This window comes from Micromonospora sp. DT15, from assembly GCF_049841475.1.
GTDB lineage: Bacteria > Actinomycetota > Actinomycetes > Mycobacteriales > Micromonosporaceae > Micromonospora.
Map to the genome: position 1 here is coordinate 84,464 of NZ_JBNCKJ010000014.1, position 22,518 is coordinate 106,981.

The window sequence follows — 22,518 nt, forward strand, 5'->3', positions numbered from 1 at the left end:
CTGTCACGCCGCCGTGAAACTCGCGAGGCAACCGGCGCAGCAGAACCAGAAGTCCTGCCCGTCGACGCGCGTGTGCGGCGTCTCTGCCCCGACCAGCACCGTCATCCCACACACCGGGTCGACGGCCTGCTGCGGTCGGGCGGCCGGCGCGCCGGAGGCCGGGGCCAACCCGTCCACCCGGATGGCCCGGACCACCTCACCCATGATCGCCAGGGCGATCTCCGCCGGCGTACGCGCGCCGATCTCCAGCCCGGCCGGGGTGTGGACGCGGGCACGTTCCGCGTCGGTGAGGCCCAGCTCGTCGAGCAGGGCCACGCCGCGTCTGCCACTGGCGACGACCGCGATGAACCCGACGTCGGCGTCGAGCGCGGCCCGGATCGCCTCCGGCTCGCCCTTGCCCAACCCGGCCACCACCACGGCGGTGCAGCCGGTGCTGTCGTCGGCGGTGACGACGTCGAAGTCGAGGAACGCGGCCAGGGTCGTCACGGCGGCGCTGATCGGGGTGTCACCGACCACGCGCAGCGCCGGCGCCGGCAGCATCGGCCGGAGGAAGACCTCGATCGCCCCACCGGAGTGGCACGGGTTCACCACCACCCGCGCCCCCGGCGTCTCCGGGAACGGGGTCGCGCCTTCCGGCAGCACCCGCAGCAGCAGGGCGGTGCCGTCGCGCAGGGCGTCGAGGGCTGCCGCCCGCACCGAACTCTCCGCGCACACCCCGCCCACGAAGCCCTCGATCGAGCCGTCGGACCGGATCACCGCGTCGTCGCCCGGCCGCGCCGACGTCGGATCCTGCGCGCGGACCACTGTGGCGTGGACGAACGGCTCCCGGGTGTCGGTCAGCTCCCGGGCGCGTTCGGCGATGGTGGTCATCCTCGGCTCCTCAGATCGGCGGCCGGGCCTGGCCGCGCATCGCGTCCCAGACCCGCGACGGCGTCAGCGGCATGTCGGCGTGGCGGACGCCGAAGGGCTTCAGGGCGTCGATGACCGCGTTGACGATCGCGGGCGGCGACCCCACGGTGGCGGACTCGCCCACGCCCTTCGCGCCGATCGGGTGGTGCGGCGACGGCGTGACGGTGAACCCGGTCTCCCAGTCGGGCACTTCGAGGGACGTCGGGATCAGGTAGTCCATCAGGGACGCCCCGAGGCAGTTGCCGTCCTCGTCGAACGCGATCATCTCCATCAGCGCCATGCCGACCCCGTCGGTCAGGCCGCCGTGCACCTGCCCCTCGATGATCATCGGGTTGATCCGGGTGCCGCAGTCGTCGACCGCGATGAACCGTCGGACCTTCACCTGCGCGGTGCCGGGGTCGATGTCGACCACGCAGATGTACGCGCCGTGCGGATAGGTCAGGTTCGACGGGTTGTAGCAGATCTGCGCCTCCAGGCCACCCTCGATGCCCTCGGGCAGGTCACCCGCACCGTGCGCGCGCAGGGCGATGTCCTGGATCGTGACGGACCTGCCCGGGTCACCGGCGACGTGGAACGCGCCCTTCTCCCACTCCAGGTCGGCGACCGACACCTCGAGCATCCCCGAGGCGATGATCCGGGCCTTGTCGCGAACCTTCCGGGCCACCAGAGCCGCCGCCGCGCCTGAGACGGGCGTCGAACGGCTGCCGTACGTGCCGAGGCCGAACGGCGTGTTGTCGGTGTCGCCGTGCAGCACCTCGATGTCCGCCGGTGGGATCCCGATCTCCTCGGCGACGATCTGCGCGAAAGTCGTCTCGTGGCCCTGACCCTGCGACTGCACGCTGAGGCGTACCACTGCCTTCCCGGTCGGGTGGACGCGCAGCTCGCAACCGTCGGCCATGCCCAGCCCGAGGATGTCCATGTCCTTGCGCGGCCCGGCGCCGACGGCCTCGGTGAAGAACGCGATGCCGATGCCCATCAGCTCGCCCCGGGCCCGTTTCTCAGCCTGCTCGCGGCGCAGCTCGTCGTAGCCGGCCATCTCCATCGCCAGCCGCATCGTCGGCTCGTAGTTGCCCGAGTCGTACACCCAGCCGGTCTTCGTCGTGTACGGGAACTGCTCCGGCTGGATGAAGTTCTTCAACCGCAGCTCGGCCGGGTCCATGCCGAGTTCGTCGGCGAGGCAGTCGACGATCCGCTCGACCAGGTAGACCGCCTCGGTGATGCGGAACGAGCAGGCGTACGCGACGCCACCGGGTGCCTTGTTGGTGTAGACCGCCGTCATCTTGCAGTACGCGGCCTCGATGTCGTAGCTGCCGGTGAAGACCCCGAAGAAGCCGGCCGGGTACTTCACCGGGGCGGCGGTGCCGTTGAACGCGCCGTGGTCGGCCAGCACGTTGGTGCGGATGCCGAGGATCCGGCCGTCGCGGGTAGCGGCGATCTCCCCGCGCATGATGTAGTCGCGGGCGAACCCGGTGCTGATCAGGTTCTCCGAGCGGTCCTCCATCCACTTCACCGGCTTGCCGGTCACGATCGAGGCGACGATCGCGCAGACGTACCCGGGGTAGATCGGCACCTTGTTGCCGAACCCGCCGCCGATGTCCGGCGAGATCACCTGGATCTTGTGCTCGGGCAGGCCCGCCACGATGGCGTAGAGGGTGCGGTGCGCGTGCGGGGCCTGGGTGGTCGACCAGAGTCGCAGCTTGCCGTCGACCGCGTCGTAGTCGGCGACCGCCCCACACGTCTCCATCGGCGCCGGGTGCACCCGGGGGTAGACGAGATCCTGGCTGACCACGACGTCCGCGCGGGCGAAGACCGCCTCGGTGGCCGCCTCGTCGCCGGTCTCCCAGTCGAAGCAGTGGTTGTTCGTCTTGCCGTCCAGATCGTCGCGGATCAGCGGCGCGTCCGACTCCAACGCCCGGCGCGCGTCGATCACCGGGTCGAGGACGTCGTACTCGACGTCGATCAGCTCCAGCGCGTCACGTGCCGCGTAGCGGTCGTCGGCGACGACGAACGCCACCTCCTGGCCCTGGAACCGCACCTTGTCGGTGGCGAGCACGGCCTGCACGTCGTTGGAGAGCGTCGGCATCCAGGCCAGGTTCTGCTGCGCCAGCATCGCACCGGTCACCACCGCCCTCACCCCGGGCGACGCTTCGGCGGCACTGGTGTCGATGCTGACGATCCGGGCGTGCGCCACCGGCGACCGGAGGATCGCGAGGTGCAGCATGCCGGGCAGTTGGACGTCGTCGACGTACCGACCACGACCACGCAGGAAGCGCGGGTCCTCCTTGCGCAGCATCCGGCCGTACCCGACGGGCTTCTGGTCGTTGTCGTGGAACGTGTCCACGCGCTCGTGCACAGTGGTCATGCGACGGCCTCCGCGGGCTGGCCGGCGTTGTCGATCTCGCCAGCCTCGGTCGATTCGGTGGTCTCGGTGACCTGGGCCGCGGCCTGCGCCTCGGCCACGGCGGCCCAGCGGACCGAGCGCACGATGGTGGCGTAACCCGTGCACCGACAGATCTGACCCGAGATCGCCTCCCGGATCTCCGTCTCGCTCGGGTCGGGGTTGCGGTCGAGCAGCGCCCGCGCGGTCATCATCATCCCCGGGGTGCAGAAACCGCACTGCAGACCGTGGCACTGCATGAACCCCTGCTGGATCGGGTCCAGCTCGGCGCCCTTGGCGAGGCCCTCGACGGTACGCACCTGGTGGCCGCCCGCCATCGCGGCGAGCACAGTGCACGACTTCACCGGCTCGCCGTCGAGCCAGACCACGCAGGTGCCGCAGTTGCTGGTGTCGCAGCCCCAGTGCGTGCCGGTCAGACCCAGCACGTCGCGCAGGAAGTGCACCAGCAGCAGTCGGCCCTCGATCTCCCGGGTGACCTCGACGTCGTTGACGGTCATGGTGACCTGCATGCTCAGCTCCTCGCCCGTTCGACGGCCCGGCGCAGGGTCCGCCGGGTCAGCTCGGCGGCCAGATGCCGCTTGTAGTCCGCGCTGCCGCGCTGGTCGGTCACCGGGTCGCAACTGTCCGCCGCGATCGCCCCGGCCTGCTCGTAGAGGCTCTCCGAGGGTTCCTGCCCGCGCAGCGTCGCCGAGATCGCCGGGATGCCGGTGGTGTTGGGGCCGACCGCCGCGAGCCCGACCCGGGCGTCGACGATCGCGCCGCCGTCGAGCCACACCGCCGCGCCGGCCGACACCACGGCCCAGTCGCCGGCCCGGCGCTCGACCTTGGCGTACGCGCTGCCACAGCCGGGCCGTACCGGTAGCCGGATCTCGACCAGGATCTCGTCGTCGGCGACGGCCGTCTCGTACGGCCCGACGTGGAAATCCTCCATCGACACGACCCGCTCCGTGCCGCCCGGGCCACGGATCACGCACCGCGCGTCGAGCGTCGTGCAGACCGCCGACAGGTCCTCGGATGGGTCGGCCTGGCACAGCGAGCCGCCCAGCGTGCCCCGGTTGCGCACCACCGGGTCGGCGATCACCCGTTCGGCGTCGGCGAAGATCGGGAACGCCGTCGCCAGCACGGGGGATTCGAGGAGCTCCCGATGCCGGGTCAGCGCACCGATGCGGACCTCGTCGGGGCCCGCCTCGACGTAGCCCAACTCGCCGTGCAGGTCGTTGATGTCGATCAGATAGTCGAAGTTGGCCAGCCGGAGCTTCATCATCGGCAACAGGCTGTGCCCGCCGGCGATCAGGCGGGCTGTCCCGCCCAACCGCTCCAGCAGGCTGATCGCATGGTCCACACTGGTGGCTCGCTCGTACTCGAACGGTGCCGGCACCTGCATGTCGCACCTCCGTAGTCCGGCAGAATCTCTGCCCGGCGGGGGTCAAAGTCAACGGTGACCTAAGCAGTTGCTTAGGTCACCGTTGACGGTGCCGCCGGGGCTCGCGGATCGTGCGGCCATGCGGGACATCGTCGACGGGCTGGCCGGCTGGCGTGCGGAGGGCGTCGCGTTCGCCGTCGCGACCGTCGCGCGGACCTGGCAGTCCGCGCCCCGGCAACCTGGCGCGGCGATGGCCGTCTCGGCGAACGGCGACGTGGTGGGCAGCATCTCGGGCGGCTGCGTCGAGGGTGCCGTCTACGAACTCTGCCGGGCCGCGATCCAGACCGGCACGGCGCACACCCAGACCTTCGGCGTCAGCGACGACGACGCGTTGGACGTCGGGCTGACCTGCGGCGGCACCATCCAGGTCCTGGTGCAACCGAGCGTGGCGATGGCCGAGTTCGACGAGGTCCTCGCCGCGATCCGCGACGGCCGTCCGGTCGCCACCGCATCGGTCGAGAACGCCCAGCTGGTGATCTGGCCGGATCGGGTCGCGGGCAGCCTCGGCGCACCCGATCTGGACGACGCGGCGGCCCGGCAGGCGACCGGGATGCTCGCGCTCGGCGTGACCGGCACGATCCACCTGGGCCGGCAGGGGCAGCAGCGCGGCGACGAGGTGGCCGTGTTCGTCCAGTCGTACGTGCCGCCACCCCGGATGATCATCTTCGGCGCGATCGACTTCGCCGCCGCGATGGCCCGGATCGGCAAGTTCCTCGGCTACCACGTGACGGTCTGCGACGCCCGCCCGGTGTTCGCCACCCGTGCGCGCTTCCCGGACGTCGACGACCTCGTCGTCCGCTGGCCGCACGCGTACCTGGAGTCGACGACCGTCGACGACCGCACGGTGCTCTGCGTCCTGACCCACGACCCCAAGTTCGACGTGCCGCTGCTCCAGGTCGCCTTCGCCACGCCGGCCCGTTACATCGGCGCGATGGGCAGCCGACGTGCCCACGACGATCGGATACGCCGGTTGCGCGAAGCCGGTGTCCCGGAGAGCGCGCTGGCCCGCCTCCGCTCACCGATCGGGCTGGACCTGGGCGCGCGGACACCGGAGGAGACGGCCGTGGCGATCGCCGCCGAGATCACGGCCCAGACCTGGGGCGGCACGGGACGCCCGCTCAGCGACCTGGCGACCCCGATCCACCATTAGGGCAGGCGCAGGACCAGCGCCGCGGAGACCGCCAACTCGCGGTCGAGCACCTCGTCCCGGGGGACGAACACCATGGCCTGCCCCTCACCGAGGACGACGTCCTCCTGTCGAGCCGTGGTGGTGCCACGGAACACGTGGACGGTAACGGTGTGGGAAAAGCCGGCCTCGTACGGACGCGGACCGCTCCACAGCGGATGCAGCTCACCCGCGGTCAGGCCCGTCTCCTCCAGCAACTCGCGGCGGGCCGCCTCCTCCGGTGACTCGCCGGGCTCGACGTGGCCACCCGGCAGGCTCCACTGGCCCGGCGAGACGACCGCATCCTCGTCGCGGTGCTGCAGCAACACCGCACCCGATTGATCGACGAGCAGCACGAGGGCGACTTCGTAGGTGGCCATGATCAGACCGTGCCACGTCGCCGCGAGCATGTCGACGACGGTCCGGCCCGGCGCGTCTGGTCGCGTACGCTCCGCGGATGGACCTCGATGATCTTCCGCTAGCCGAGTTCGCGTTTCCGGGGCCACTGCGGGACAAGCTCGTGGGCGCGATCCTGTCCGGGGCCAAGACCTCGACGACGGGCCTGCTGATCGGGTACGAGTGCGCGAACGAGCCGCTGCCCGAGGTGGGTCAACTGTCGGCCGTGGTGGACTCCGCCGGCCGCCGGGTCGCGGCCATCGAGCTGACCGACGTACGGGTGGTCCGGCTCGCCGACGTCGACCTGCCACACGCCCTGGCCGAGGGGGAGGGCGACGAGTCGGTGGCGCAGTGGCGTGCGGGGCACGAGACGTTCTGGCACAGCGCCGAGGTACGCGCCGAGTTGGGCGAACCCGACTTCACTGTGGACGACGACACCCTGGTGGTGACCGAGCGCTTCCGGCCGGTGCACATCGCCTGACCTGCAACGCCCACTGTGCACTGTTGATCAGCGGACGGCGCGATCGTCGACGGTCACCTATGCTCGGCGCGTGATCCCCCCGGCACTCGAGATCCGTGGCCTGGTCAAGACCTTCGCGGCGCATCGCGCGGTGGACGGCATCGATCTGACCGTGCGTTCCGGCACCTTCCACGGCATCGTCGGGCCCAACGGCGCCGGCAAGTCCACCACCATCGGAATGGCCGTCGGCCTGGTCACCCCGGACTCCGGGGAGATCCGGATCCTGGGCCACGACGCGCTGCGCGAGCGCGGCCTGACCCGCGCGCTGACCGGCGTGCTGCCCGACGGCCTCGACTTCCCGGAGCGCCTCACCGGCGCCGAACTGCTGCGCTACAGCGCCGGGCTGCGAGGGCTGCCCCGGGCGGAGGCCGCCGAGCGGGCAGCCGAACTGATCGACGTGCTCGGCCTGGTCAAGGGCGCCGGCACCCCGTTGGCCGACTGCTCAACCGGCACCCGCAAGAAGCTCGGCCTCGCCCAGGCGCTGCTGCACGCGCCGCGACTGCTCGTGCTCGACGAACCGTTCGAGGCGGTCGACCCGGTCTCCGCGGCCACCATTCGCCGGGTGCTGCGCCGGTTCGTGGCCGGTGGCGGCACCTGCGTGCTGTCCACCCACTCGATGCTGCTCGTCGAGCAGATGTGTGACGAGGTCACCGTGATCCACCAGGGCCGGGTGGTCGCCGCCGGGTCGGTCGCCGAGGTCGCCGCCGGCAGCAGCCTGGAGGACCGGTTCGTCGAGTTGGTCGGCGCCGAAGCCTCCGGCAGCGCCGGTCTGGACTGGCTGACCGGGGCACGATGAGCGCGCAATCCACCGTCCCCGGAGGGCGGGGCGGCACCCTCGGCGCGATCACGGTACCGGCCCGGATGCGCGCGAGGATGTTCCGTCGCTCGCTGCGCGAACACCCTGGCCCCACGGTGGCCGGCCTGGTCGGTCTGCTCGCCGCCGCCTGGCTGATCCGGTACGCGCTCAACGGTGACCAGCACACTCTCGGCCTGCTCGCCGGGGCGTGGGTACTCGGCTGGATCGTCCTGCCGCTGCTGCTCGGCGGCGGGCGTGGCCGGGTCCGCCCGGCCCACCTGCGGTTGGAGCCGATCGGCGGTGTCCCGGCCGCGATCGGCCTGCTCGCCGCGTCGGCGATCGGGGTCGGCCCGGCCGTGTCGCTGGTGGCACTCGCCGCGCTGCCGGTGCAGGCCGCCCGGCACGGCACCGTCGCGGTCCTCGTCACCGCCTTCGGCGCAGTGCTGCTCTGGCTGCTCGGGCTGATCGGCTCGGCCATCGCGCTGGAGGTCGTCGGCCACGCCGGTGGTCCGGCCGGGGCGTTGCTCACCGGCGTCCTCACCGGTACGGCGATGGGTGTCGCCGGGTCGCTCTGGGCCGTCTTCCCGTGGGTGTCGGTACTGCTCGTGGCAGCGCCGCAGGACGTGGTCCGGGCCATGGGGTACGTGCCGAGCGGCTGGCCGGTCACCGCCGTGACCGGACCAACCGGGCAAGGGGTGCGCCTGATGACGGCCCTGATGGGCATCGTGGCGCTCTGCGCCGCCGCGTACATCATGCTCGTCCGAAGGGTGATCGCCACCGGCGTGCCGTTCCGGCCGCGCCGGACCACGGCGGCGTCACCGGCCACGGCGGAGCGCGAGTGGCCGGGGTGGGTGCCGGCCGCGACGCGGGCGGTCGTCGGCCGTGAGTTGCGGGCCTGGAGGCGGCACCCGCTGCGGTTGCAGTATCTGGCGTTCGCTGTGGTGTACGGGACGTTGCTCGCCGGGCTGCCGCTGCTGTCGGACGTGGACCTGCTGCTGCCATGGGCCGGAACGTTCGCCGTGCTCGGCGCGGCGGCGATGTCGGCCGGGCTGGTCGGGCTGGACGGCACCGCGTTGTGGCTGCCGTTCACCACGCCGGGCGGTGAACGGGCCGAGGTCCGGGGACGTGCCCTGGCCTGGCTGGTGCTGGTCACTCCGATCGGCGTGCTGCTCACCGTCGTCGGCGTCATCCTCGCCCCCGACGTCGACCCGCTGGCCGCGCTCTCCACCCTGCCGGCCCTACTTGGCGCGGGCGCGTCGGTGCCGGTGTGGGTGTCGCTGCTGCGCGTACGCCCGGTGGCCGACCCGCGGCACCCCACCGCGGCTGACAACCCGACCGACATCGTCAGCGTGCTGGTCGCCACCGCTGCCGGGCTGCTCGCCGCCGCGCCGGTGCTCGCCCTGATGATCTGGGGCCCGCCGGAGGCGGCACCGCTGCTACCGGTGGTCGGGCTGCTGTCCGGCGTGGCGACCTGGTGGGGTGGCCTGTGGCTGGCCGACGAGCGGCTCGCCCAGCGCGGCACGACGGTGCTCGCCGCGGCAGGTCAGCGGAGCCGGCCCCCGGAGACGGCGCTCCCGCTGACCTGGGACGTGCAGTGGTATCGGGAGAACACGTCGACAGCGTGGGCGCTGGGGTTGCTGACGGTCGGGTGGATCCCGGTGATCCCGCAGGGGCTGATGCCGCTGGCGTTCGAAATCGACAGCGGGTGGATCGTGGCCGGTCACCTGAGCGGCAGCGCGCACACGGCGGTGGGCTTGGCGATGGTCGGTCTGGGCGTCGCGATGCTGCTCACCGGCCTGGTGCTGTGGGATCGCCGACCGCAACCGGGCAGCCCCTGATCCACAGCCACTGACCAACGCCGTACCCCATGCCTCTCCAGGCCCGTACCGAAGGGCTGGGGGAGTTATCACTGTTGGTGATGTCGCTGCGGCCGGGCCGGCACCTCAACTAACGTCAGAGTGTTCATATTTGGCGGGATTGGTCGGGAAGGTGCGGCGATGGGGGTGCGCAGCTGGTTCGAAGGCTGGCCGGTCTATCGCCAGCTCGCCGGCACGGATCCGCTGGGCCGGGGTGCCGCGGCGAAGTCCGACGGGTCCCGCGCGCTGACCGCCCGCACCGATGACGCCGATTCGATGGCCCGGTCTGTCTGCCCGTACTGCGCTGTGGGGTGTGGTCAGCGGGTGTTCGTCAAGGACGGTCGGGTCAGCCAGATCGAGGGTGATCCGGACAGCCCGATCTCGCGGGGTCGGCTCTGTCCGAAGGGCGCGGCCAGCAAGAGCCTGGTGACCAGTCCGCTGCGGCAGACCAAGGTCCGCTACCGCCGGCCGTACGGCACCGAGTGGGAGGACCTCGACCTCGACACGGCGCTGAACATGATCGCCGATCGGGTCCTGGCCGCCCGGGACGAGACCTGGGAGGACGTCGACGCCGAGGGTCGACCGCTCAACCGGACGCTGGGTATCTCCAGTCTGGGTGGGGCGACGTTGGACAACGAGGAGAACTACCTCATCAAGAAGTTGTTCACCGCGATGGGGGCGCTCCAGATCGAGAACCAGGCCCGCATTTGACACTCCTCCACCGTCCCCGGTCTGGGGACCAGCTTCGGTCGTGGCGGCGCCACCCAGTACCAGCAGGACCTGTCGAACTCCGACGTCATCGTCATCCAGGGTTCGAACATGGCCGAAGCACACCCGGTGGGTTTCCAGTGGGTGATGGAGGCCAAGCGTCGGGGCGCGAAGGTCTTCCACGTCGACCCGCGGTTCACCCGTACCAGCGCCCTGGCTGACTCGTACCTGCCGATCCGGGCGGGCACGGACATCGCGCTGCTCGGCGGGGTGGTGCGCTACATCCTCGACAACGAGTTGGACTTCCGGGAGTACGTCGTCGCGTACACCAACGCCGCGACGATCGTGACCGAGGAGTACGCCGACACCGAGGACATGCACGGCCTCTTCTCCGGCTTCAACGACGACAACGCCACCTACGACCAGGCCAGCTGGCGCTACCAGGGCCACCCGCAGGACCAGACGACCCGCGACAGCGAGACGCAGCGGGAGACGGCGGCCGGGCTGGAGAACGAGTCGCACGGTGCGCCCGTCGGCGGCGAGACCGAACGTGACGAGACGCTGCAGCACCCGCGCTGCGTCTACCAGATCCTCAAGCGGCACTTCTCCCGATACACCCCGGAGATGGTGGAACGGGTCTGCGGCATCCCGCAGGAGAAGTTCCTCGAACTGGCCCAGGCGTGGACGGAGAACTCCGGCCGGGACCGGACCGGCATGCTCGTCTACTCGGTGGGCTGGACGCAGCACAGCGTCGGCGTGCAGTACATCCGCACCGGCGCGATCATCCAGCTCCTGCTGGGCAACATGGGCCGCCCGGGTGGCGGGGTGATGGCCCTGCGCGGGCACGCCAGCATCCAGGGGTCCACCGACATCCCGACGCTGTTCAACCTGCTGCCCGGTTACCTGCCGATGCCCCACCACGCCGAACACCCGACCCTGACCGAGTGGGTGGACAGCATCGCGCACCCCGGGCAGAAGGGTTTCTGGGGCAACGCCCGCACCTACGGCGTCAACCTGCTCAAGGCGTACTGGGGCGAGGCGGCCACCGCCGACAACGACTACTGCTACGGGTACCTGCCGCGGATGACCGGCGACCACGGCACCTACCAGCAGGTGCTCGACATGATCGACGGCAAGATCAAGGGCTATTTCCTGCTCGGGCAGAACCCGGCGGTCGGCTCGGCGCACGGACGCGCGCAGCGTCTCGGCATGGCCAACCTCGACTGGCTCGTGGTCCGCGACCTGTTCGAGATCGAGAGCGCCACGTTCTGGAAGAACGCGCCGGAGATCGAAACCGGCGAGATCGCCCCTGAGGGGTGCCGCACCGAGGTGTTCTTCCTACCGGCCGCCTCCCACGTGGAGAAAGAGGGCACCTTCACCCAGACCCAACGGCTGTTGCAGTGGCGGGAGAAAGCCGTCGAACCGCCGGGCGACGCCCGCTCGGAACTCTGGTTCTTCTACCACCTCGGTCGCGTCATCCGGGAACGGCTGGCGACGTCGACGAAGCCGCGCGACCGTGCGCTGCTCGACCTGGCCTGGGACTACCCCACGCACGGTCCGCACGCGGAGCCGAGCGCCGAGGCGGTGCTGCGCGAGATCAACGGGTACGACGTGGCCACCGGCCGGCCGCTGGCGTCGTTCACCGAGATGAAGGACGACGGCTCCACCGTCGGCGGTTGCTGGATCTACACCGGGGTGTACGCCGACGGCGTCAACCAGGCGGCCCGCCGCAAACCCGGCTCGGAGCAGTCCCTGGTGGCACCCGAGTGGGGTTGGGCGTGGCCGGCGAACCGGCGCATTCTCTACAACCGTGCCTCCGCCGACCCGGACGGCAACCCGTGGTCCGAGCGCAAACGCTACGTCTGGTGGGACCCCGACAAGAGCGAGTGGACCGGCTACGACGTGCCGGACTTCGAGAAGACCAAACCGCCGTCCTACCGACCGGCGCACGACGCCTCGGGCGTGGCGGGCATCGCCGGCGACGACCCGTTCATCCTCCAGGGCGACGGCAAAGGCTGGCTGTACGCGCCCACCGGTGTGCTCGACGGGCCGATGCCCACCCACTACGAGCCGGTCGAGTCGCCGGTGCGCAACCCGCTCTACCGACAGCAGGCCAACCCGACCCGCAAGGTCTACACCCACCCGATCAACACGCTCAACCCGAGCCCGCCGGAACCGCACAGCCAGGTGTTCCCGTACGTGTTCACTGTCAGCCGGCTCACCGAGCACCACACCGCCGGTGCGATGAGCCGGATGGTCTCACCCCTCGCGGAGCTGCAACCCGAGATGTTCGTCGAGGTGTCGCCGGAGTTGGCGGCCGAACGTGGTCTCACCCACCTGGGTTGGGCGCACCTGGTCACCGCCCGTGCGGCGATCGAGGCACGGGTGCTGGTGACCGACCGGCTCACCCCGTTGCGGGTGGACGGTCGGATCATCCACCAGGTGTGGTTGCCGTACCACTTCGGTTTCGAGGGCCTGGTCACCGGCGACTCGGCCAACGACCTGTTCGGTATCAGCCTGGACCCGAACGTGCTGATCCAGGAGAGCAAGGTCGGCACCTGCGACGTGCGGCCCGGCCGTCGACCCAGGGGCCTGGAGCTGCAGGAACTCGTCGTCGACTACCGGCGACGGTCCGGCGACCTGAGCCCGCACTATCCACCGCAGGTCACGACCGACTCCGCCGACAGCGGCCCGGACCAGGAGGTCTGACCCATGCCCCACGCCAACGCCCTGTACGGGCCGCTGGACCCCGCACCGGACGCCGGCTACGAGAACCCGCCACCGCGAATGGGGTTCTTCACCGACACCAGCGTCTGCATCGGCTGCAAAGCGTGCGAGGTGGCCTGCAAGGAGTGGAACGGCGTCCCCGAGAGTGGGCTCGACCTGCTGGGCATGTCGTACGACAACACCGGCGCGTTGACAGCGAACTCGTGGCGGCACGTCGCGTTCGTGGAGCAGCCCCGTTCGGCCGGCTGGGCGACTCCGGCGTTCGCGGGGGACCCGGACGGGCCGGCGATCAGCCCGGTGACGGCGGCGGCTGGCGCGCGTACCAGCACCGACACCGGAACGGACCCCGGCCTGCCCACCGGCTCGCCCGCCGCGGCGGCCGGCATGTCGGGCGGGCCGGAGTTCCTGGGGATGCCGGGTGCGCAGCCGCCGGGGAGGGGTTCCGGCGCGGAGGGGCGGACGGATTTTCGCTGGTTGATGATGTCGGACGTGTGCAAGCACTGCACCCACGCGGCCTGCCTGGATGTCTGCCCGACAGGTTCCCTGTTCCGGACGGAGTTCGGCACTGTGGTGGTGCAGGAGGACATCTGCAACGGCTGCGGTTACTGCATCTCCGCCTGCCCGTACGGCGTCATCGATCAACGCAAGGGCGATGGCCGGGCGTGGAAGTGCACGCTGTGCTACGACCGGTTGGGCGCGGGCATGACCCCCGCGTGTGCGCAGGCGTGTCCGACGGAGTCGATCCAGTACGGCGCTCTGGACGAGTTGCGGGAGCGGGCCGCCGCGCGGGTGGCGAAGCTGCATGAGCGGGGCGTGCCGGAGGCGAGGTTGTACGGGCACGACCCGAATGACGGGGTCGGTGGTGACGGGGCGTTCTTCCTGTTGTTGGACGAGCCTGAGGTGTACGGGTTGCCACCCGACCCGATCGTGACCACCCGCGACCTGCCGGCCATGTGGAAGCACGCCGGCCTGGCCGCCCTCGCGATGACCGCCGCCACTGTTGTCGCATTCCTGGGCAGGCGGTCATGACCCGCGGCGGTGAGCAGCTCACCGTGCCGCCGGCCGACTTCGCCTCCTACTACGGCCGGCCGGTGTTGAAGCCGCCGGTGTGGAAGTACGACATCGCCGGTTACCTGTTCGCCGGAGGTCTTGCCGCCGGAGGCGCACTGATCGGCGGGGCCGCCCAACTGACCGGACGACCGGGGCTGCGCACCGTGGGCCGTTGGACGGCCCTCGGCGGTGTCGCCGCCAGTACGTACCTGCTGGTCCACGACCTCGGCCAGCCGGCCCGCTTCCATCACATGCTCCGGGTGGTCAAGGTGACCTCGCCGATGTCGGTCGGCACCTGGATCCTCGCCGCGTTCGGCCCGGCCGCCGGTGTGGCCGCGGTCGCCGAGCTGGCGCCGCTGCTCCCCGAGCACGGTGTTCTCGGCCTCGCCCGCCGGCTGGCGCCACCCGTCGGCGACATCGCCGGGCTGGCCGCGGCTGCCACCGCCCCGGCGCTGGCCACGTACACCGGGGTGCTGCTCGCCGACACCGCCGTACCTGCCTGGCATGAGGCGTACCCCTATCTGCCGTTCGTCTTCGGTGGCAGCGCGCTCGCCGCCGCCACCGGGGTCGGCCTCATCGCGGCGCCCGCCGCCCAGACCGCTCCGCTGCGGCGACTCGCCGTCGTCGCGGCGACCATCAAGTACCTCGGCGGTCGCCGGATGGAGCGGTTGGGCCTGACCGGTGAGCCCTACCGGCAGGGTCGCAGCGGTCGTCTGGTCCGTGCGGGTGACGTGCTGCTCGGCGTGGGCACCGTCGCCGCGCTGTTCAGCCGACGCAGCCGGGTGCTGGCGGCGATCTCCGGCGCCGCCCTCGTGGCATCGTCGGTGGCCACCAGGTTCGGCGTGTTCGAGGCGGGCCGGGTGTCGGCCCGCGATCCGAAGTACACGGTCGTGCCACAACGGGAGCGGCTCGCCGAGGGGCGGTCGGCGACCCGTCCCTGAGCGGATCGGCGCAACGAAAAGGCGCCCCTCTCGAGGGGTGCCTTTTCGTTGCGATTGCAGCAGGTCCGGCCCGCGACGGGCCGCCCGCGTCAGCCGGTGAACAGCTTCGCGGCGGTGATCGCGGTCTGGATGATGCCGTACCCGAGGAGCACCGCGACCAGCAGCCACGACAACCAGAGCCGCCCGGTCTGGTTACCGACGTGCGGCGGCGCGGGCGGTTGGCTGTCCCGCCCGAGCGCGACCGGCTCGGTGACGGTGGCCTTCGCCACGGGCGAGGTCGGTCCTCGGTCCGGTTCGTGGAACCGTTCGGGCACGGAACGCACCAGCAGGTTCGCGATGAACCCGATGGCGAGGATGCCGACCATGGTGAACAGCGCGGGCCGGTACGCCGCCGCGGTGAGCGTGCCGGGCTTGCCCTGCGTGTCGAGGATCCCGTTGACGATCAGCGGGCCGGCGACGCCCGCTGCCGACCAGGCGGTGAGGATCCGGCCGTGGATGGCCCCGACCTGGAAGGTGCCGAACAGGTCACGCAGGTAGGCGGGCATGGTGGCGAAGCCACCGCCGTAGAAGGAGATGATCGCGGCGGCGATGAGGACGAAGACCGCGGTCGCGGAGTGGCCCGCGACGGCGAGCAGCAGGTACAACACCATGCCGACGCCGAGGTAGACCATGTAGATGGGCTTGCGGCCGATGAGGTCGGACGTTGTCGACCAGACGAACCGCCCTGCCATGTTGAACAGCGACAGCACCCCCACGAAACCGGCAGCCGCCGTCACCGAGACCGTGGTGGCGGTCCCGTTGTCCCGGAAGAAGTCCTGGATCATCGGGCTTGCCTGCTCCAGGATGCCGATGCCCGCTGTGACGTTGCAGAACAGCACGATCCACAGCAACCAGAACGACCGGGTACGCACGGCGTTCGACACGGACACGCTCGCCGTGGTCACCAGGGGTCGGGCGGCGACGCTCGCGGGGTCGAACCCGGCGGGTCGCCAGTCCGGTGCCGGAACCCGGACGTTGAACGGGCCGAACATCATGATCACGAAATAGCCGATGCCGAACGTGACGAAGAGTGCCACGAGGGCGTGGCCGGACGCCACGGCGGCCGGGTTGTTGGGGTTGTAGCCGGAGTCGTAGAGGGAGAGCAGTTGGCGCGCGAGCGGTCCGGCGACCAGGGCGCCGCCGCCGAACCCCATGATGGCCAGCCCGGTGGCGAGGCCGGGGCGGTCCGGGAACCACTTGATCAGCGTGGAGACCGGCGAGATGTAACCGATGCCGAGCCCGATACCGCCGATGACGCCGTACCCGAGATAGAGCAGCCACAGCTGCTGGGTCGCGATGCCGAGCGCGCCGACCAGGAACCCGACGGCCCAGAAGCACGCCGAGACGAACATCGCCCGGCGCGGTCCGTTCCGCTCCACCCAACGTCCACCGACCGCCGCCGACGAGCCCAGCATGACGATGGCGATGCTGAAGATCGCCCCGATCGCCGTCTGGCTGACGTCGAAGTGCGCGATGAGGGAGTTTTTGTAGACACTTGTCGCGTAGACCTGGCCGATGCACACGTGCACGGCCAGTGCTGCGGTCGGGATGAGCCAGCGGCTGTATCCCGGGGGAGCGACAGTGTGCCGAGGATCGAATACCGACAGCATGGGCATCGTCCACACCTCCTACGGCTGCATCCTCACGTTACGTGACGGTGAGTTCACAGCCTGTCATTACCGCAAAACGCGGGTACGGAGGTGGCGGCCCGACCCTGATCTTCCTGACGTGCGGCGCTAGACGGAGACCGACGGGTCCGGTCGCTCGGTGCGGGGAACGGCGCCGGTGGTCTCCAGGATGAGCGCGGCGACCAGATCCGGGTCGTCGCTCATCGGCACGTGCCCGCAACGGGGCAGCGTCACCACCCGTGCCGCCGGTAGGCCCGCACGGGCCCGCTCGGCCTGGTGGACGCCGAATATCCGGTCGCAGTCCCCCCAGCCGATGGTCACCGGCACCGTCGCGTCGGACAGACGAAGGCAGTCGAGGCGATAGTCGCGGGCGGCTCGGGCCACGGCGTTGAAGCCGACCCCGCGTCGCAGGGCGAGCGCGTCGCCCAGCGCGCGCTCGACATCCAGCAGCGTCGGGCGGGCCATCAGCGGCGCGAAGCACAACGCCCGAAGGTACGCCGAGCGCAGTGCGACCCGCATGATCGTGGTGGGCAGGTACGAGTTGGCCCGCAGCATCCGGAGGATGGCCAGCGCCCGGCGGCGCTCCGCCGGAGTGAAAAAGCCGGCGGGGGAGAAGGCGGTGGCCGAGGCGACGGCCCCGGTGGCGGCAAGCTCCAGGGCGATCGCCCCACCGAGGCTGTAGCCGGCGACGTGCGGACGATCCAGCCCCCACTCGGTCAGCGCCGGCAGGACCCCGGCCACGGTGGCGGCCATGTCGGCGGGCATGCCGGTGTCGGGCACCGGAGAGTTCCCGAAGCCGGGCAGGTCGAGCGCGATCACCTCGTGGTGGGCGGTGAGCCGGTCGAACACCGGCTCCCACGCCTGATGGCGGTGACCGATGCCGTGGATGAGCACGAGCGGCTCTCCGCTGCCCGCACGCCGGAAGTGGATGCTCACGACCGCTCTCCCACCGATGTCCGGCCGAACGAACGCCCGAGCTGGCGCACCTCGTCTTCCATCTGGTCGACCATCGTCCGGCCGCCGAAACGGGTGATCAACGCGTCCGAGAGGCCGCTCAGCACCACCGGCCGCAGCGCCTGCACCAGGGCGAGCGACCGTGGCACGTACACCTTGCGCCGGCGGCGCTCGATGCCGTGGAGCAGGGCCTCGACGCACTGCTCGACGGGTACGACGGTGTTCAACGGCCACGGCAGCCGGCGCAGCGTGGCGCGGAACGACGCCAGGTCGTCCTGGATGTCGCGGACCAGGTCGGTGTCGATCCAGATCGGATGCGCCGTGCCGACGGTGACGCCGCGCGGGCGGGTCTCCTGGCGCAGCACGTTCGCGAACTGCTCCACGCCCGCCTTGGACGCGCAGTAGGCGGCCATCCCGGGCATCGCGGTGAAGGCGGCGGCCGACGAGACGATCAGGACGTGGCCACGAGCGGCGGTGACGTGCGGCAGCGCCGCGCTGACCGTGCGGATCGCGCCGCAGAGGTTCACCTCGACGGTACGGACCAGCGCGTCGACCGGTCCGACGGCGACGGTGCCGAGGTTCGCGATGCCCGCGTTGGCCACGACGACGTCGATGCCACCGAAGCGGTCCACTGTGGATGCCACTGCGGCGTCCAACGCCGCCTGATCGGTGACGTCGCACTCGTACCAGTGCGCGTCGAGGTCGGCGCTGAGCTGTTCGAGCAGCTCGCCCTCCAGACCGACAAGGGCGACGCGGGCCCCGCGGCCGACGGCCTCGCGGGCCAGTCGCGCCCCGATGCCGCGCGCCGCGCCGGTGATGAACAGGACCTTGCCTTCCAGGTCATACCGCATCGGCGTGCTCCCGCTCCGGTTCGTTGGGGGTGCTGCCGGTCGAGGCGATGTAGTCGGCCGGGCGGAACCGGCGCAGCCTCATCCGGAAGCTGGTGGCGAAGCCCGGCCAGATGGTGGTGTTGCGGCCGGTCGCGTCGAGGTACCAGCTCGAACAGCCGGTCTGCCAGACGGTGCCGGCCATCTTCTGGTCGACCCGCTCGGTCCAGCGTCGTTGCGCCTGCGCGGTGGGCTCGATGGCCTGGATGCCCCTGGCCCGCATGTGACGCAGGGCCGCGAGCACCAGACGCAGCTGGGCCTCGATCATCAGCACCACCGAGGTGTGCCCGAGCCCGGTGTTCGGGCCGAGCAGGAAGAACAGGTTGGGGAAGCCGGCGATGGTCGTGCCCCGGTACGCGTGCATGCTGGGGGTCCACGCATCTGCCAGGCTGCGCCCACCCCGACCGTGGATGCGTCGGACGACGGGGGAGTCGGTGACGTGGAAGCCGGTCCCGAGAATGATCGTGTCCGCCCGGTGGTGGACGCCGTCGTCGGTGACGAGACCGTCCGGCACGATCCGGGCGATGCCGGCGGTGACCACGTCGACGTTCGGCCGGGTGAGCGACGGCCAGTAGTCGTTGGAGATCAACACTCGCTTGCAGCCCATCGCGTAGCGGGGGGTGAGCTTGTCCCGCAGGATCGGATCGGAAACCTGACGCCGCAGCGTACGCAGGGACCGGCGCGAGACGAGGCGGTTGACCGTCGGGTGCAGGAAGCCCAGGCCCATGCTCTCGCGTAGCAGATAAAGCCCTGCCCGGGCGGCCCGCTGCGCACCGGGCACGCTGCGGAACGCGGCCTGCTCGACCCCGCTGATCCGGCGCGACAACCTCGGCATGATCCAGGCGGGAGTGCGCTGGAACAGCGTCAGCTTCTCGACCGTCGGCTGGATCTGTGGCACGAACTGGATGGCCGAGGCGCCGGTGCCGATCACCGCGACGCGCCGGCCGGTCAGGTCGTGGTCGTGCCGCCAACGGGCGGAGTGGAACACGGTGCCGGCGAACTCCTCGATCCCGGGCAGGTCGGGGATGGCCGGGTCGCTGAGCGGGCCGGCGGCACAGATCAGGACCCGGGCGCTGTGGTCGCCGCCCGAGGTGCGCAGCAGCCAGCGTTGGCGTTGGTCGTCCCACCTCGCCTCCAGTACCTCGTGGCGCAACCGCAACCTCGGACGAATGCCGAAGCGGTCGACGCAGCCGCGCAGGTAGTCCCAGATCTCCGGCTGGCTGGAGAAGGTGTTCGACCAGCCGGGGTTGGGGGCGAAGGAGAACGAGTAGAGGTGCGACGGGACATCGCAGGCGCAGCCCGGGTAGCTGTTGTCACGCCAGGTGCCGCCGACGTCCTCGCCCCGGTCGAAGACGACAAAATCGGTGAACCCGGCCCGCTGTAGGCGGATGGCGGCGCCCAGGCCACCGAAGCCGGCGCCGATGATGGCAACATCTGTCTCCATTCACTCCTCCATGAGCTCGGGCGCTGTCGGGTCGGCCATCGGCGGCCAGGGCGGATCGCCCACGCCGGTGATTCGTACGCCGCCCCACGGATCGACCTCGGCCAGTCGGGCCGCCCGGACGCGGTCGGCGATGCGCACCTCGACGTCGCGCCGGCCGGAGCGCAGCAGATGGGCCACCCGTGGCTCGGGCTCGATCCGTCCGCCCCAGTGGAAGCGGCCGTCGACCGGCTCCCACCGCCCGCTGAGGTGCACCCGCACCGTGGTGCCCTCGACACCCGCCGGGCCGTGGTAGCTCACGGCACGATCCGCTCGTGGGCGCGGGTCAGCTCGTGCGGCAGGTCGGCGCTGGCCCGTACCCCCTCGATGCCGCTCCACAGCAGGGCGGTCAGGTAGTCGGTGAGGGCGGCCCGGCTGATCGGCTGGCCGTGCGTGGTCCACCAGTCGCCGACCGCCTGCACGAAACCCACCAGGCCGTACGCCCAGGGCTCGGCGGGACCGGCGTCCAGGCCCAGCGTGCGTAGCCGGTCGCCGATCACCCGGGCGAGCCCGGCGGCCACCTGCCGGCTGGTGCCGGCGATCACCTGGTGGATGCCGGGGTCGCCGGACTGGTGCATGAGGAACCGGTAGAGCCTCGGCTCCGACTCGATCACGCCCAGGTAGGCGTCGATCGTCGCTTCGACCAGGTCACGTTCCTCGCGGACCTGTTCGACGGCGGGCGCGATGGCGTCGACCACCCGGGCCGCCACCACCTCGCTGACAGCGACCCAGAGCTGAGACTTGTCGGCGAAGTAGCGGTACAGAACCGGTTTGCTGACGCCCGCGGCGGCGGCCACCTGTTCCATGTCGACCTCCGGCCCGTGCCGCAGCAGCGCCTGCACGGCGGCACCGACCAGTTGCTGCCGTCGTTGCTCACGATGGTCTGCCCAGCGGTCCCGGCGGCCGTTGCCCTTCGCTTTCGGGCTGCCGTCGGGGGGTGTGGCAGGCGGGTCGGACGCATTGACACCGGTGCGCGGCGGTTGCATGCTACTACTCGTAACAGTTACTGGTCGTCACGTCAATATGGAGGAGCCATGGAGGCGGCGGAAACCGGGCGTGCGGCAGTCGCCGAGCGCCTGCTCACGTCCTCATTGCGGACCAGCTACGACCCCACCGTCGAGATCGACTGGGACGCCCCGCACACCCCCGGTGCCTACTGGCTTCCGCCACAGCGCAGCAGCCTCTACGGCACGACGCTGTGGGACCAGCTCAGCGAGGAGCAGCGCGTCGAGCTGACCAGGCACGAGGTGGCCAGCGCGGCCAGCGCCGGGCTGTGGTTCGAGACGATCCTCATGCAGATGCTGATCCGGGAGTACTACCGCGCCGACCCGACCAGCCGGCAGGCCCAGTACGCGTTGACCGAGGTCGCCGACGAGTGCCGACACTCCATCATGTTCGGCCGGCTGATCGAGGCGATGGGTTGTCCGGTCTACCGCGCGAGCACTGTCGACCACCACCTCGGGCGGTTTCTCAAGGCGACCGCCAGCGGCCCTCGGATGTACGCCGCGATCCTCATCGCGGAGGAGATCCTCGACGCGTTCCAGCGCGAGATCATGGCGGATGAGTCACTCCAGCCGCTCATCCGGATGGTGTCCCGCATCCATGTGGTGGAGGAGGCGCGACACGTCCGGTTCGCCCGCGAGGAGCTGGCCGCCGCGGTCGCGGCCACCGGTCCGGTGGGTATGGCGTACGCCCGGCTGCTGGTCGGTCGCGCAGCCCACACGATCGCGAATCGCCTGGTCCATCCCGACGTGTACGCGGCGGTGGGCATTCCGCCGGCGGTCGGTCGGGCCGCTGCCCGCGCCAACCCGCACTGGCGTGCCACGCTGCGCTGGTCCGCGGCGCGGGTGCACGCCAACCTGGCGGACGTTGGCCTGGTCGCTGGGCCGGGGCGTCTGCTGTGGGCCCGGGCCGGGCTGATCTGACCCGACGTCCTGGTCAGGCCCGTTCGACCCGCGCCTGTTGGTGATCGGTCAGCCGCAGCCCCACACCGCGCACCACATCGATGGTGGCTTTGGTGCCCAGGTCGTGCAGCTTGCGCCGCAGCCGCTTGACCAGCGACTGTACGTCCGCCTTGCGTTCGCGTCCCTCGTCACCCCAGACCGACCGGTGCAGCTCGGCGTAGCTCCAGACCCGGGCCGGCTCGGTGATCAGGCAGGTCAGCAGGTCGTGTTCCAGGCGGGTGAGGTCGATTTCACGGTTACCGCAGCGGGCGCTGGAGCGGGCCGAGTCGATCACCAGGGCGGCGACCGGGGTCGGTTCGGACGGGGCGGCTGCCTGCTGCGGGGCGGCGATCAGCCGGCGCAGCTCGTCGAGGTCGGCGACCAGCAGCAGCGGTGCGATGCCGTCGAGAAGCTCCGCGAGCCGGATGCGCTCAGCCGGCGACGGGGTCACCGCGATGAGCAGTGGGAACGGCTCGTCGGCCGAATAACCCCTGTTCACCGTTGCCTCGTCGTCCTCGGCCACCGCACCGCCCGGGATCGATGGGCATCCCTGCCCAGCTCTCGTCATGGTTCTGACAATGATTGGCAAGCACGCCGCCAGCCAGGGCAACTCTTAGCGACAAGTTGCTCACGGCAAGTTCTTGATCGTCCGTTCTTCTCGATCATAGTGTCCACTCGGGCAACCGGCGTGACCCGCG

The 22,518-nt window shown here is 70.9% G+C and carries 20 protein-coding genes; 8 read left to right on the top strand and 12 right to left on the bottom strand.

The features are described from left to right. Positions 1 to 3: 3 nt before the first annotated feature. The 4 genes from ACLQ3F_RS27245 to ACLQ3F_RS27260 are packed head-to-tail and all read right to left on the bottom strand — an operon-like array spanning position 4 to position 4,691. Positions 4 to 870, bottom strand: a complete 867-nt coding sequence (locus ACLQ3F_RS27245; RefSeq protein ID WP_425852242.1) for an XdhC family protein — start codon at positions 868 to 870, stop codon at positions 4 to 6. Positions 871 to 880: 10 nt separating this feature from the next. Further along, on the bottom strand, positions 881 to 3,271 hold the full coding sequence (locus ACLQ3F_RS27250) for an aerobic carbon-monoxide dehydrogenase large subunit (RefSeq protein WP_355006546.1): 2,391 nt from the start codon (positions 3,269 to 3,271) through the stop codon (positions 881 to 883). After that, the gene (locus ACLQ3F_RS27255) at positions 3,268 to 3,816 is read right to left on the bottom strand and encodes a (2Fe-2S)-binding protein (protein WP_357195947.1); all 549 of its coding nucleotides are present in this window, start codon (positions 3,814 to 3,816) and stop codon (positions 3,268 to 3,270) included. Before ACLQ3F_RS27255 ends, ACLQ3F_RS27250 begins: the two co-directional genes overlap by 4 nt. A 2-nt stretch (positions 3,817 to 3,818) precedes the next feature. Then, on the bottom strand, positions 3,819 to 4,691 hold the full coding sequence (locus ACLQ3F_RS27260; RefSeq protein ID WP_425852245.1) for an FAD binding domain-containing protein: 873 nt from the start codon (positions 4,689 to 4,691) through the stop codon (positions 3,819 to 3,821). A gap of 118 nt (positions 4,692 to 4,809) precedes the next feature. On the opposite strand from ACLQ3F_RS27260, the gene ACLQ3F_RS27265 reads away from it, so the two are divergent. Further along, positions 4,810 to 5,880, top strand: coding sequence for an XdhC family protein (locus ACLQ3F_RS27265; RefSeq protein WP_425852246.1), 1,071 nt, complete (start codon positions 4,810 to 4,812; stop codon positions 5,878 to 5,880). On the opposite strand, the gene ACLQ3F_RS27270 is transcribed toward ACLQ3F_RS27265, so the two are convergent. Then, the gene (locus tag ACLQ3F_RS27270; RefSeq protein WP_425852247.1) at positions 5,877 to 6,275 is read right to left on the bottom strand and encodes an NUDIX hydrolase; all 399 of its coding nucleotides are present in this window, start codon (positions 6,273 to 6,275) and stop codon (positions 5,877 to 5,879) included. The genes ACLQ3F_RS27265 and ACLQ3F_RS27270 overlap by 4 nt on opposite strands. Positions 6,276 to 6,352: 77 nt before the next feature. Between ACLQ3F_RS27270 and ACLQ3F_RS27275 the strand changes: the two genes are divergently transcribed. The 6 genes from ACLQ3F_RS27275 (at position 6,353) to nrfD (ending at position 14,889) form a co-directional block, all read left to right on the top strand. After that, complete coding sequence (locus ACLQ3F_RS27275) at positions 6,353 to 6,772, top strand: ASCH domain-containing protein (protein WP_425852248.1); 420 nt, start codon at positions 6,353 to 6,355, stop codon at positions 6,770 to 6,772. Positions 6,773 to 6,842: 70 nt separating this feature from the next. Further along, positions 6,843 to 7,607, top strand: a complete 765-nt coding sequence (locus ACLQ3F_RS27280) for an ABC transporter ATP-binding protein (RefSeq protein ID WP_355006552.1) — start codon at positions 6,843 to 6,845, stop codon at positions 7,605 to 7,607. Next, a complete protein-coding gene (locus ACLQ3F_RS27285; RefSeq protein ID WP_425852250.1) occupies positions 7,604 to 9,445 on the top strand; it encodes a hypothetical protein in 1,842 nt (613 codons plus the stop codon). Before ACLQ3F_RS27280 ends, ACLQ3F_RS27285 begins: the two co-directional genes overlap by 4 nt. Before the next feature lie 159 nt (positions 9,446 to 9,604). Beyond that, positions 9,605 to 12,880: a formate dehydrogenase gene (gene fdh, locus ACLQ3F_RS27290; protein WP_425852252.1), complete on the top strand. Its 3,276-nt coding sequence runs from the start codon at positions 9,605 to 9,607 to the stop codon at positions 12,878 to 12,880. 3 nt (positions 12,881 to 12,883) lie between these two features. Continuing rightward, positions 12,884 to 13,927 (top strand): 4Fe-4S dicluster domain-containing protein, encoded by a 1,044-nt coding sequence (locus tag ACLQ3F_RS27295; RefSeq protein WP_425852254.1) that lies wholly within the window; start codon positions 12,884 to 12,886, stop codon positions 13,925 to 13,927. Continuing rightward, positions 13,924 to 14,889, top strand: coding sequence for an NrfD/PsrC family molybdoenzyme membrane anchor subunit (nrfD, locus tag ACLQ3F_RS27300; protein WP_425852255.1), 966 nt, complete (start codon positions 13,924 to 13,926; stop codon positions 14,887 to 14,889). Before ACLQ3F_RS27295 ends, nrfD begins: the two co-directional genes overlap by 4 nt. Positions 14,890 to 14,978: 89 nt before the next feature. On the opposite strand, the gene ACLQ3F_RS27305 is transcribed toward nrfD, so the two are convergent. From ACLQ3F_RS27305 to ACLQ3F_RS27330, 6 genes are all read right to left on the bottom strand, one after another. After that, a complete protein-coding gene (locus ACLQ3F_RS27305; protein WP_357195979.1) occupies positions 14,979 to 16,538 on the bottom strand; it encodes an OFA family MFS transporter in 1,560 nt (519 codons plus the stop codon). A 126-nt stretch (positions 16,539 to 16,664) separates the two neighbouring features. Beyond that, entirely contained in the window at positions 16,665 to 17,492 is an 828-nt protein-coding gene (locus ACLQ3F_RS27310; protein WP_425852256.1) for an alpha/beta fold hydrolase, read from the bottom strand. Further along, the gene (locus tag ACLQ3F_RS27315) at positions 17,489 to 18,361 is read right to left on the bottom strand and encodes an SDR family oxidoreductase (protein WP_425852258.1); all 873 of its coding nucleotides are present in this window, start codon (positions 18,359 to 18,361) and stop codon (positions 17,489 to 17,491) included. The genes ACLQ3F_RS27310 and ACLQ3F_RS27315 overlap by 4 nt, the downstream gene beginning before the upstream one ends. Continuing rightward, positions 18,351 to 19,841, bottom strand: a complete 1,491-nt coding sequence (locus ACLQ3F_RS27320) for a flavin-containing monooxygenase (protein ID WP_425852259.1) — start codon at positions 19,839 to 19,841, stop codon at positions 18,351 to 18,353. The genes ACLQ3F_RS27315 and ACLQ3F_RS27320 overlap by 11 nt, the downstream gene beginning before the upstream one ends. Beyond that, positions 19,842 to 20,138 carry a DUF4873 domain-containing protein gene (locus ACLQ3F_RS27325; protein ID WP_425852260.1) on the bottom strand — a complete coding sequence of 99 codons (297 nt, stop codon included), beginning with the start codon at positions 20,136 to 20,138 and terminating at the stop codon, positions 19,842 to 19,844. Continuing rightward, positions 20,135 to 20,863, bottom strand: a complete 729-nt coding sequence (locus ACLQ3F_RS27330) for a TetR/AcrR family transcriptional regulator (protein ID WP_357258608.1) — start codon at positions 20,861 to 20,863, stop codon at positions 20,135 to 20,137. Before ACLQ3F_RS27330 ends, ACLQ3F_RS27325 begins: the two co-directional genes overlap by 4 nt. A gap of 48 nt (positions 20,864 to 20,911) precedes the next feature. Between ACLQ3F_RS27330 and ACLQ3F_RS27335 the strand changes: the two genes are divergently transcribed. After that, complete coding sequence (locus ACLQ3F_RS27335) at positions 20,912 to 21,802, top strand: AurF N-oxygenase family protein (RefSeq protein WP_357195899.1); 891 nt, start codon at positions 20,912 to 20,914, stop codon at positions 21,800 to 21,802. Positions 21,803 to 21,815: 13 nt separating this feature from the next. On the opposite strand, the gene ACLQ3F_RS27340 is transcribed toward ACLQ3F_RS27335, so the two are convergent. Then, positions 21,816 to 22,388, bottom strand: a complete 573-nt coding sequence (locus ACLQ3F_RS27340) for a winged helix-turn-helix domain-containing protein (protein ID WP_425852264.1) — start codon at positions 22,386 to 22,388, stop codon at positions 21,816 to 21,818. Positions 22,389 to 22,518 lie beyond the last annotated feature (130 nt).